The sequence below is a fragment of the Burkholderia metallica genome, from assembly GCF_001718555.1.
Classification (GTDB): domain Bacteria; phylum Pseudomonadota; class Gammaproteobacteria; order Burkholderiales; family Burkholderiaceae; genus Burkholderia; species Burkholderia metallica.
Map to the genome: position 1 here is coordinate 304,836 of NZ_CP013401.1, position 11,714 is coordinate 316,549.

The 11,714-nt window shown below is 62.3% G+C and carries 7 protein-coding genes; all 7 read left to right on the forward strand.

Features of this window, described 5'->3' with window-relative positions:
* The first annotated feature begins 3 nt into the window (after nucleotides 1-3).
* The 7 genes from rpoC (at nucleotide 4) to rpsJ (ending at nucleotide 11,644) form a co-directional block, all read left to right on the forward strand.
* Nucleotides 4-4,248 (forward strand): DNA-directed RNA polymerase subunit beta', encoded by a 4,245-nt coding sequence (gene rpoC / locus WJ16_RS01335; RefSeq protein ID WP_069255528.1) that lies wholly within the window; start codon nucleotides 4-6, stop codon nucleotides 4,246-4,248.
* Between the two features lie 240 nt (nucleotides 4,249-4,488).
* On the forward strand, nucleotides 4,489-6,336 hold the full coding sequence (gene recQ, locus WJ16_RS01340; RefSeq protein ID WP_069255529.1) for a DNA helicase RecQ: 1,848 nt from the start codon (nucleotides 4,489-4,491) through the stop codon (nucleotides 6,334-6,336).
* A 228-nt stretch (nucleotides 6,337-6,564) separates the two neighbouring features.
* On the forward strand, nucleotides 6,565-6,945 hold the full coding sequence (gene rpsL, locus WJ16_RS01345; RefSeq protein WP_006400662.1) for a 30S ribosomal protein S12: 381 nt from the start codon (nucleotides 6,565-6,567) through the stop codon (nucleotides 6,943-6,945).
* A 172-nt stretch (nucleotides 6,946-7,117) separates the two neighbouring features.
* On the forward strand, nucleotides 7,118-7,588 hold the full coding sequence (gene rpsG / locus WJ16_RS01350; RefSeq protein WP_006477195.1) for a 30S ribosomal protein S7: 471 nt from the start codon (nucleotides 7,118-7,120) through the stop codon (nucleotides 7,586-7,588).
* Nucleotides 7,589-7,710: 122 nt separating this feature from the next.
* On the forward strand, nucleotides 7,711-9,813 hold the full coding sequence (fusA, locus tag WJ16_RS01355; protein WP_059535572.1) for an elongation factor G: 2,103 nt from the start codon (nucleotides 7,711-7,713) through the stop codon (nucleotides 9,811-9,813).
* A gap of 42 nt (nucleotides 9,814-9,855) precedes the next feature.
* Nucleotides 9,856-11,046 carry an elongation factor Tu gene (gene tuf / locus WJ16_RS01360; protein WP_011350666.1) on the forward strand — a complete coding sequence of 397 codons (1,191 nt, stop codon included), beginning with the start codon at nucleotides 9,856-9,858 and terminating at the stop codon, nucleotides 11,044-11,046.
* A gap of 286 nt (nucleotides 11,047-11,332) precedes the next feature.
* The gene (gene rpsJ / locus WJ16_RS01365; RefSeq protein WP_004199280.1) at nucleotides 11,333-11,644 is read left to right on the forward strand and encodes a 30S ribosomal protein S10; all 312 of its coding nucleotides are present in this window, start codon (nucleotides 11,333-11,335) and stop codon (nucleotides 11,642-11,644) included.
* The last annotated feature ends 70 nt before the right edge of the window (nucleotides 11,645-11,714 follow it).

Genomic DNA, 11,714 nt, shown 5'->3' on the forward strand with positions numbered 1-11,714 from the left:
GCAATGAAAGCTCTGCTCGATCTATTCAAGCAAGTCCAACAGGAAGAAGTTTTCGACGCGATCAAGATCGGTCTGGCTTCGCCCGACAAGATCCGTTCGTGGTCGTTCGGTGAAGTGAAGAAGCCGGAGACCATCAACTACCGTACGTTCAAGCCGGAACGCGATGGTCTCTTCTGCGCGAAGATCTTCGGGCCGATCAAGGACTACGAGTGCCTGTGCGGCAAGTACAAGCGTCTGAAGCACCGCGGCGTGATCTGCGAGAAGTGCGGCGTCGAAGTGACGCTGGCGAAGGTGCGTCGCGAACGGATGGGCCACATCGAACTGGCCTCGCCGGTCGCGCACATCTGGTTCCTGAAGTCGCTGCCGTCGCGTCTGGGCATGGTGCTCGACATGACGCTGCGCGACATCGAACGCGTGCTGTACTTCGAAGCCTACGTGGTGATCGAACCGGGCATGACGCCGCTGAAGGCGCGGCAGATCATGACCGAAGAGGATTACTACAACAAGGTCGAGGAATACGGCGACGAGTTCCGTGCCGAAATGGGCGCAGAAGGCGTGCGTGAACTGCTGCGCGCGATCAACATCGACGAGCAGGTCGAGACGCTGCGCACCGAGCTGAAGAACACCGGCTCGGAAGCGAAGATCAAGAAGTACGCGAAGCGCCTGAAGGTCCTCGAGGCATTCCAGCGTTCGGGCATCAAGCCCGAGTGGATGATCCTCGAAGTGCTGCCGGTGCTGCCGCCGGAGTTGCGTCCGCTCGTGCCGCTGGACGGCGGCCGTTTCGCGACGTCGGACCTGAACGACCTGTATCGCCGCGTGATCAACCGTAACAACCGGTTGAAGCGTCTGCTCGAGCTGAAGGCGCCTGAAATCATCGTCCGCAACGAAAAGCGGATGCTGCAGGAAGCCGTCGACTCGCTGCTCGACAACGGTCGTCGCGGCAAGGCGATGACGGGCGCGAACAAGCGTCCGCTGAAGTCGCTCGCCGACATGATCAAGGGTAAGGGCGGTCGTTTCCGTCAGAACCTGCTGGGCAAGCGCGTCGACTACTCGGGCCGTTCGGTCATCGTGGTCGGCCCGACGCTGAAGCTGCACCAGTGCGGTCTGCCGAAGCTGATGGCGCTCGAACTGTTCAAGCCGTTCATCTTCAACAAGCTGGAAGTGATGGGCGTCGCGACGACCATCAAGGCTGCGAAGAAGGAAGTCGAGAACCAGACGCCGGTGGTGTGGGACATCCTCGAAGAGGTGATCCGCGAGCACCCGGTGATGCTGAACCGTGCGCCGACGCTGCACCGTCTCGGTATCCAGGCGTTCGAGCCGGTGCTGATCGAAGGCAAGGCGATTCAGCTGCACCCGCTCGTCTGCGCGGCGTTCAACGCCGACTTCGACGGTGACCAGATGGCCGTTCACGTGCCGCTGTCGCTCGAAGCGCAGATGGAAGCGCGCACGCTGATGCTGGCGTCGAACAACGTGCTGTTCCCGGCCAACGGCGATCCGTCGATCGTGCCGTCGCAGGATATCGTGCTGGGTCTGTACTACGCGACCCGCGAAGCGGTCAACGCCAAGGGCGAAGGCCTGTCGTTCACGGGCGTGTCGGAAGTGATCCGCGCGTACGAGAACAAGGAAGTCGAGCTGGCCTCGCGCGTCAACGTGCGGATCACCGAAATGGTCCACAACGAGGACACGTCGGAAGGCGCACCGCCGTTCGTGCCGAAGATCACGCTGTACGCGACGACCGTCGGCCGCGCGATCCTGTCGGAGATCCTGCCGCACGGGCTGCCGTTCTCGGTGCTGAACAAGCCGCTGAAGAAGAAGGAAATCTCGCGCCTGATCAACACGGCGTTCCGCAAGTGCGGTCTGCGCGCGACGGTGGTGTTCGCCGACCAGCTGATGCAGTCGGGTTTCCGTCTCGCGACGCGCGCCGGTATTTCGATCTGCGTGGACGACATGCTCGTGCCGCCGCAGAAGGAAACGATCGTCGGCGACGCCGCGAAGAAGGTGAAGGAGTACGACCGCCAGTACATGTCGGGTCTCGTCACCGCGCAGGAACGCTACAACAACGTGGTCGACATCTGGTCGGCAACGTCGGAAGCGGTCGGCAAGGCGATGATGGAGCAGCTGTCGACGGAGCCGGTGACGGACCGCGACGGCAACGAGACGCGCCAGGAATCGTTCAACTCGATCTACATGATGGCCGACTCGGGCGCCCGGGGTTCGGCGGTTCAGATTCGTCAGCTGGCCGGTATGCGTGGCCTGATGGCGAAGCCGGACGGCTCGATTATCGAGACGCCGATTACCGCGAACTTCCGCGAAGGTCTGAACGTGTTGCAGTACTTCATCTCGACCCACGGTGCGCGTAAGGGTCTGGCTGATACGGCACTGAAGACCGCGAACTCGGGTTACCTGACGCGTCGTCTCGTTGACGTCACGCAGGATCTGGTCGTGGTGGAAGACGATTGCGGCACGTCGAACGGCGTGGCGATGAAGGCACTCGTCGAAGGCGGTGAAGTCGTCGAAGCGCTGCGTGACCGTATCCTCGGCCGCGTTGCGGTCGCGGACGTCGTGAACCCGGAAACGCAGGAAACGGTGTACGAATCGGGCACGCTGCTCGACGAAACGGCGGTCGAGGAAATCGAACGCCTCGGCATCGACGAAGTGCGCGTGCGCACGCCGCTGACCTGCGAAACGCGTTACGGTCTGTGCGCGGCCTGCTACGGCCGCGACCTCGGCCGCGGCTCGCTCGTGAACGTCGGCGAAGCAGTCGGCGTGATCGCTGCGCAGTCGATCGGTGAACCGGGCACGCAGCTGACGATGCGTACGTTCCACATCGGTGGTGCGGCATCGCGTGCGGCAGTGGCTTCGTCGGTCGAAGCGAAGAGCAACGGTATCGTCCGCTTCACGGCGACGATGCGCTACGTCACGAACGCGAAGGGCGAGCAGATCGTCATTTCCCGTTCGGGCGAAGCGATGATCACCGACGATTTCGGTCGCGAGCGCGAGCGTCACAAAGTGCCGTACGGCGCGACGTTGCTGCAGCTCGACGGCGCGACGATCAAGGCAGGCACGCAGCTCGCCACGTGGGATCCGCTGACGCGTCCGATCATCACCGAGTACGGTGGTACGGTGAAGTTCGAGAACGTCGAGGAAGGCGTGACCGTCGCGAAGCAGATCGACGACGTGACCGGCCTGTCGACGCTGGTCGTGATCGACGTGAAGCGTCGTGGCTCGCAGGCTTCGAAGAGCGTGCGTCCGCAGGTCAAGCTGCTCGACGCGAACGGCGAGGAGGTGAAGATTCCGGGCACGGAGCACGCAGTGCAGATCGGCTTCCAGGTCGGCGCACTGATCACCGTGAAGGATGGCCAGCAGGTGCAGGTCGGTGAAGTGCTCGCACGTATCCCGACGGAAGCGCAGAAGACGCGTGACATTACCGGCGGTCTGCCGCGGGTGGCGGAACTGTTCGAAGCGCGTTCGCCGAAGGATGCCGGCATTCTCGCGGAAGTCACCGGTACGACGTCGTTCGGTAAGGACACGAAGGGCAAGCAGCGTCTCGTCATCACGGACCTCGAGGGCAATCAGCACGAGTTCCTGATCGCGAAGGAAAAGCAGGTTCTGGTTCACGATGCCCAGGTCGTCAACAAGGGCGAAATGATCGTGGACGGTCCGGCCGATCCGCACGACATCCTGCGTCTGCAGGGTATCGAGGCGCTGTCGCGCTACATCGTCGACGAAGTGCAGGACGTGTATCGTCTGCAGGGCGTGAAGATCAACGACAAGCACATCGAGGTGATCGTTCGCCAGATGCTGCGTCGTGTGCAGATCACCGACAACGGCGATACGCGCTTCATCCCGGGCGAACAGGTCGAGCGTTCCGACATGCTGGACGAGAACGATCGCATGATCGCCGAGGGCAAGCGCCCGGCTTCGTACGATAACGTGCTGCTCGGTATCACGAAGGCATCGCTGTCGACCGACTCGTTCATCTCCGCGGCATCGTTCCAGGAAACGACCCGCGTGCTGACCGAAGCGGCGATCATGGGCAAGCGCGACGATCTGCGCGGTCTGAAGGAAAACGTGATCGTCGGCCGTCTGATTCCGGCCGGTACGGGTCTCGCGTTCCACAAGGCACGCAAGGCGAAGGAATCGTCGGATCGCGAGCGTTTCGACCAGATCGCAGCGGAAGAGGCATTCGACTTCGGCACGCCGAGCGCGCCGGCAGAAGAGCCGCAGCAACACCCGACGGCCGAGTAAGTGCGGGCGGCGCGAGCCGCGTTGCCTTGCTGTCATAGCTGTCACCGAAGCCGCCCGGTTTTGCCGGGCGGTTTTTTTTCATCTGTCGTTCACGTGCACGACGCGCCTGCGCAGTACCGATGGGGCCCGTCATCCACGCGAACGAACCCTGGCCGATCGGCCAAAACCGTACGATTCGCCGCGCGTCGCGCGAGCGGGTTGTTAAAATTGCGGTCACTGTCTAGCCGCCTGCCCTCATTCATGTCCCGCGCCCTCGAAATCCTCGACGAAGTATTTGGTTATCCCGCCTTTCGCGGCCAGCAGGGTGAGATCGTCGAGCACGTCGCCGGCGGCGGCGATTGCCTCGTGCTGATGCCGACCGGCGGCGGCAAGTCGCTGTGCTATCAGATTCCCGCACTGCTGCGCCGCGAGGCCGGGCAGGGTGCCGGTATCGTCGTGTCGCCGCTGATCGCGCTGATGCAGGACCAGGTCGCCGCACTGAGCGAAGTGGGCGTGCGCGCGGCATACCTGAATTCGACGCTGTCGGGTGCCGAAGCCGCGGCCACCGAGCGTGCGCTGCGCGAAGGCGAAATCGACCTGCTGTACGTCGCGCCGGAACGGCTGATGACGGGGCGCTTCCTCGATCTGCTCGAGCGCGCGAAGATCGGCCTGTTCGCGATCGACGAAGCGCACTGCGTGTCGCAATGGGGGCACGATTTCCGTCCGGAATACATCCAGCTGTCGGTGCTGCACGAACGGTTCCCGTCGGTGCCGCGCATCGCGCTGACCGCCACGGCAGACGCGATCACGCGCGACGAGATCATCCACCGCCTCGCGCTCGACGATGCACGCGTGTTCGTGTCGAGCTTCGACCGCCCGAACATCCGATACCGGATCGTCGAGAAGGACAACGCGCGTTCGCAGCTGCTCGATTTCATCCGCGCCGAGCACACGAATCCCGACGGCACGACGGACGCGGGCGTCGTCTACTGCCTGTCGCGCCGCAAGGTCGAGGAAACGGCCGAGTGGCTGAAGGCGCAGGGCGTGCGCGCGCTGCCGTATCACGCGGGGATGGAGTTCGAGGTGCGGCAGAAGCATCAGGAGATGTTCCAGCGCGAGGAGGGCATCGTGATGTGCGCGACGATCGCGTTCGGCATGGGCATCGACAAGCCGGACGTGCGTTTCGTCGCGCACCTGGATCTGCCGAAGAGCGTCGAAGGCTATTACCAGGAAACGGGCCGCGCCGGCCGCGACGGGATGCCCGCGAACGCGTGGATGGCGTACGGGCTCGGCGACGTCGTCCAGCAGCGCAAGATGATCGACGAGTCCGATGCCGACGACGCGCACAAGCGCGTGCAGACGTCGAAGCTCGACGCGCTGCTCGGGCTGTGCGAGACGATCTCGTGCCGCCGTGTGCGGCTGCTGAACTACTTCGGCGAGGCGAGCCAGCCGTGCGGCAACTGCGACACGTGCCTCGAGCCGCCCGATTCGTGGGACGCGACGCGCGAGGCGCAGATGGCGCTGTCGTGCGTGTTCCGCGCGCAGCGTGCGAGCGGGTTCAACTTCGGCTCGAGCCACCTGATCGAGATCCTGCGCGGCGGGCGCACCGAGAAGGTGTTGCAGCGCGGCCACGACAAGCTCACGACGTTCGGGATCGGCGCGTCGCTGTCCGAGCCCGAGTGGCGCGCGATTTTCCGGCAGCTCGTCGCATACGGCTACCTGGCGGTCGATCACGGCGGCTTCGGCGCGCTCATGCTGACCGAAGCCGCGAAGCCCGTGCTGAAGAACGAGGAGAAGGTCACGCTGCGCCGCTACGTGAAGCCGCAGCGCACGCGGCAATCGTCGAGCCGCAGCGGCACGCGCGTCGATCCGACGGCCGGCATGGGCACGCGCGAGCGCGCACGATGGGATGCGCTGCGCGCGTGGCGTGCGGAAACCGCGAAGACGGACGGCGTGCCGGCCTACGTGATCTTCCACGATGCGACACTCGCCGAAATCGCGCGCAACGCGCCGGAGACGATCGAGGACCTGCGCCACATCCCCGGCATGGGCGTGCGCAAGCTCGAGCGCTTCGGCGACGAGATCATCGACGTCATCGAATCGGCGTGACACGGATGCTCCGACCCTTCCGAGGAACCGCGCGGCCCCGGCGGCGAATCACGCAAGCCGTTGACTTCGTTGGTATTTCCGGAATATGATGTTGGGTTCCGGTATCCGGCGGGCCGAGTCGCGTTCGAAGGTTCGCGTCCAATTCGCCGGTTCGGAAGTCAACTGTGCGCCGATTCTCGCTTTGCCCGAAATCGATGCGCAGATTTTGTTCAATTTCAGGAATAAACAATGCCAACCATCAACCAACTGGTTCGCAAAGGCCGTCAGTCGGAAACGACGAAGAGCAAGAGCCCGGCCCTGCAGGACTGCCCCCAGCGTCGCGGCGTGTGCACCCGTGTGTACACGACGACGCCGAAGAAGCCGAACTCGGCACTCCGTAAGGTCGCCAAGGTTCGTCTGACGAACGGCTTCGAAGTGATTTCGTACATCGGCGGTGAAGGCCACAACCTGCAGGAACACTCGGTTGTGCTGATCCGCGGCGGCCGTGTGAAGGACTTGCCGGGTGTGCGTTACCACATGGTTCGCGGCTCGCTGGATACCCAGGGCGTCAAGGACCGTAAGCAAGCGCGCTCGAAGTACGGCGCGAAGCGTGCAAAGGCTGCCAAGTAAGCAGTTTTTGATCAGGGATCGCCGCAGGGCGGTCGAGGCGGGAGTGCCGGATTGCCGGTGCTGTCGAGTAAGTGGTCACCCGGCCAAGCTGGTTAGTCGTGAAGATGTGATCGGGTTTGTTGGTGGCCGCGGAGCTGGAATCAGCTCCAACTGAACAAGTAAAGGAAGAATCATGCCGCGTCGTCGCGAAGTCCCCAAGCGGGAAGTGTTGCCGGATCCGAAGTTCGGCAACGTTGATGTAGCCAAGTTCATGAACATGCTGATGCTGTCCGGCAAGAAGTCGGTCGCAGAACGCATCGTTTATGGCGCATTCGAACAGATCCAGACCAAGGGTGGCAAGGACCCGCTGGAAGTGTTCACGGTTGCGCTCAACAACGTCAAGCCGGTGGTCGAAGTGAAGAGCCGCCGCGTTGGTGGTGCCAACTATCAAGTTCCGGTCGAAGTGCGCCCGTCGCGTCGTATGGCATTGGCGATGCGCTGGCTGCGTGAGGCTGCGAAGAAGCGTAGCGAGAAGTCGATGGCTCTGCGCCTGGCAGGTGAACTCTCCGAAGCGGCCGAAGGCCGTGGCGGCGCGATGAAGAAGCGCGACGAAGTTCACCGCATGGCGGAAGCCAACCGCGCGTTCTCGCATTTCCGTTTCTAAGCGCCTGGCTGGGCTTTAGCGGAAATAAATTCCGGGCGGGTGCGCTTTTCAGGCGCCTCGCCCGTTTGTGTTGAAGCACGATGCAGCAACGCTGCATCGTGTCATCCCAGTAGAGGATCAAAGTGGCTCGCAAGACTCCTATCGAGCGCTACCGCAATATCGGTATTAGCGCTCACATCGACGCCGGCAAGACGACGACGACCGAGCGCATTCTGTTTTACACCGGTGTGAACCACAAGATCGGTGAAGTCCACGATGGCGCAGCCACGATGGACTGGATGGAGCAGGAACAAGAGCGTGGCATCACGATCACGTCCGCTGCCACCACGGCCTTCTGGAAGGGCATGGGCGGCAACTATCCGGAACACCGCATCAACATCATCGACACCCCGGGCCACGTCGACTTCACGATCGAAGTGGAACGTTCGATGCGCGTGCTCGACGGCGCATGCATGGTGTACTGCGCAGTGGGCGGCGTGCAGCCGCAGTCGGAAACGGTGTGGCGCCAGGCGAACAAGTACAAGGTGCCGCGTCTCGCGTTCGTCAACAAGATGGACCGTACCGGCGCGAACTTCTTCAAGGTCTACGACCAGCTCCGTCTGCGCCTGAAGGCGAACCCGGTTCCGGTCGTGGTGCCGATCGGCTCGGAAGAAAACTTCAAGGGCGTGGTCGACCTGATCAAGATGAAGGCGATCATTTGGGACGAAGCGTCGCAAGGCACGAAGTTCGACTACGTCGACATCCCGGCCGAGCTCGCAGAGACCTGCAAGGAATGGCGCGAGAAGATGGTCGAAGTGGCTGCTGAAGCCAGCGAAGACCTGATGAACAAGTACCTGGAAGAAGGCGATCTGCCGGAAGCCGACATCGTCAAGGCGCTGCGCGACCGTACGATCGCGTGCGAAATCCAGCCGATGCTGTGCGGTACCGCGTTCAAGAACAAGGGCGTGCAGCGTATGCTCGACGCCGTGATCGACTTCCTGCCGTCGCCGGTCGACATCCCGCCGGTCAAGGGCGAGCTCGAAAACGGCGAAGAAGCGGAGCGCAAGGCGTCGGACGACGAGAAGTTCTCGTCGCTCGCGTTCAAGATCATGACCGACCCGTTCGTCGGCCAGCTGATCTTCTTCCGCGTTTACTCGGGCGTCGTCAACTCGGGCGACACGCTGCTGAACTCGACCAAGGGCAAGAAGGAACGCCTCGGCCGTATTCTGCAGATGCACGCGAACCAGCGTGAAGAAATCAAGGAAGTCCGCGCGGGCGACATCGCCGCTGCGGTCGGCCTGAAGGAAGCGACCACCGGCGACACGCTGTGCGATCCGGCAAACCCGATCGTGCTCGAGCGCATGGTGTTCCCGGAGCCGGTGATTTCGCAGGCTGTCGAGCCGAAGACCAAGGCTGACCAGGAAAAGATGGGTCTCGCACTGAACCGTCTGGCTCAGGAAGATCCGTCGTTCCGCGTGCAGACCGACGAAGAGTCGGGCCAGACCATCATTTCGGGCATGGGCGAGCTCCACCTCGAAATTCTGGTCGACCGGATGAAGCGTGAATTCGGTGTGGAAGCAACCGTCGGCAAGCCGCAGGTTGCGTACCGCGAAACGATTCGTTCGACGGCGAAGGACGTCGACGGCAAGTTCGTCAAGCAGTCGGGTGGTCGCGGCCAGTACGGTCACGCGGTCATCACGCTCGAGCCGAACGAACAAGGCAAGGGCTACGAGTTCTTCGACGAGATCAAGGGTGGTGTGATTCCGCGTGAATACATCCCGGCGGTCGACAAGGGTATCCAGGACACGCTGAAGTCGGGCGTGCTGGCTGGCTTCCCGGTCGTCGACGTGAAGGTTCACCTGACGTTCGGTTCGTACCACGACGTTGACTCGAACGAAAACGCGTTCCGCATGGCCGGTTCGATGGCGTTCAAGGAAGCGATGCGCAAGGCGAACCCGGTCGTCCTCGAGCCGATGATGGCTGTCGAAGTCGAGACGCCGGAAGACTACATGGGCAACGTGATGGGCGACCTGTCGGGCCGTCGCGGTATCGTCCAGGGCATGGAAGACATGGTTGGCGGCGGCAAGATCGTTCGCGCCGAAGTCCCGCTGTCGGAAATGTTCGGTTACTCGACGTCGCTGCGTTCGCTGACGCAAGGTCGTGCAACGTACACGATGGAGTTCAAGCACTACGCTGAAGCTCCGCGCAACGTTGCTGAAGCGATCATCAGCGCGAAGTCGAAGTAAATCTGAAGCTACCAATCGATTATTTTTTGAAAGAAGAGAATCATGGCAAAAGGTAAATTTGAGCGGACCAAGCCGCACGTGAACGTTGGTACGATTGGTCACGTTGACCACGGCAAGACGACGCTGACGGCAGCGATCACGACGGTTCTGACGAAGAAGTTCGGCGGCGAAGCGAAGGCGTACGACCAGATCGACGCGGCACCGGAAGAAAAGGCGCGCGGCATCACGATCAACACGGCACACGTCGAGTACGAAACGGCTAACCGCCACTACGCACACGTCGACTGCCCGGGCCACGCTGACTATGTGAAGAACATGATCACGGGCGCGGCGCAGATGGACGGCGCGATCCTGGTTTGCTCGGCAGCAGACGGCCCGATGCCGCAAACGCGTGAGCACATCCTGCTGGCGCGTCAGGTTGGCGTTCCGTACATCATCGTGTTCCTGAACAAGTGCGACATGGTGGACGACGCGGAACTGCTCGAGCTGGTCGAGATGGAAGTTCGCGAACTCCTGTCGAAGTACGACTTCCCGGGCGACGACACGCCGATCGTGAAGGGTTCGGCCAAGCTGGCGCTGGAAGGCGACACGGGCGAGCTGGGCGAAGTGGCGATCATGAGCCTGGCAGACGCGCTGGACACGTACATCCCGACGCCGGAGCGCGCGGTTGATGGTGCGTTCCTGATGCCGGTGGAAGACGTGTTCTCGATCTCGGGCCGTGGTACGGTGGTGACGGGTCGTGTCGAGCGCGGTATCGTGAAGGTCGGCGAGGAAATCGAAATCGTCGGTATCAAGCCGACGGTGAAGACGACCTGCACGGGCGTTGAAATGTTCCGCAAGCTGCTGGACCAAGGTCAGGCAGGCGACAACGTCGGTATCCTGCTGCGCGGCACGAAGCGTGAAGACGTGGAGCGTGGCCAGGTTCTGGCGAAGCCGGGTTCGATCACGCCGCACACGCACTTCACGGCTGAAGTGTACGTGCTGAGCAAGGACGAAGGCGGCCGTCACACGCCGTTCTTCAACAACTACCGTCCGCAGTTCTACTTCCGTACGACGGACGTGACGGGCTCGATCGAGCTGCCGAAGGACAAGGAAATGGTGATGCCGGGCGACAACGTGTCGATCACGGTGAAGCTGATCGCTCCGATCGCGATGGAAGAAGGTCTGCGCTTCGCAATCCGCGAAGGCGGCCGTACGGTCGGCGCCGGCGTCGTCGCCAAGATCATCGAGTAATATCGGCGATCCGCGGATCCCGACGGGGTCCGCGATTCCCGCGGTGCGCGGTTGCACCGTCGAAACCGGGTGTCCAGTTTGTTCTGGCACCCGGTTTTTCTTTGTGACGTCCGGATCGCCGCATCGAAAAACGCACGCCACCGCCGCGATTTTTCGTGTAGAATCGCGGGCTTAGCAGTGGAAGTGCCGTTCGGAACCTGATGCTTCGCGCCCCGCAGGTGTCATGTTTCGCGTTCTTTTAGTGTCCGGCGATGCAACATCGCCTCGCTCTTTTCAAGGAATCGTCATGCAGCAACAGAAAATCCGCATTCGCCTGAAGGCTTTCGACTATCGTCTGATCGATCAATCGGCTGCCGAAATCGTCGATACCGCGAAGCGGACTGGCGCAATCGTCCGTGGCCCGGTGCCGCTGCCGACGCGCATTCAGCGTTTTGACATCCTGCGTTCGCCGCACGTCAACAAGACGTCGCGCGATCAGCTCGAAATCCGTACCCACCAGCGCCTGATGGACATCGTCGACCCGACGGACAAGACCGTCGACGCGCTGATGAAGCTCGATCTGCCGGCTGGCGTCGACGTGGAAATCAAGCTGCAGTAAGGCTTCCAGCGCCGATCGGCTTGCCGGGCGGCGCTAAGTCTTTGATTGCTTGCGAAAATCGAGAAGTCGG

What these genes read in the sequence shown, in the direction of transcription:
- tuf (WP_011350666.1), top strand. Translation starts at nt 9,856, where the DNA reads ATGGCAAAAGGTAAATTTGAGCGGACCAAGCCGCACGTGAACGTTGGT.
- rpoC (WP_069255528.1), top strand. Translation starts at nt 4, where the DNA reads ATGAAAGCTCTGCTCGATCTATTCAAGCAAGTCCAACAGGAAGAAGTT.
- rpsG (WP_006477195.1), top strand. Translation starts at nt 7,118, where the DNA reads ATGCCGCGTCGTCGCGAAGTCCCCAAGCGGGAAGTGTTGCCGGATCCG.
- rpsJ (WP_004199280.1), top strand. Translation starts at nt 11,333, where the DNA reads ATGCAGCAACAGAAAATCCGCATTCGCCTGAAGGCTTTCGACTATCGT.
- rpsL (WP_006400662.1), top strand. Translation starts at nt 6,565, where the DNA reads ATGCCAACCATCAACCAACTGGTTCGCAAAGGCCGTCAGTCGGAAACG.
- recQ (WP_069255529.1), top strand. Translation starts at nt 4,489, where the DNA reads ATGTCCCGCGCCCTCGAAATCCTCGACGAAGTATTTGGTTATCCCGCC.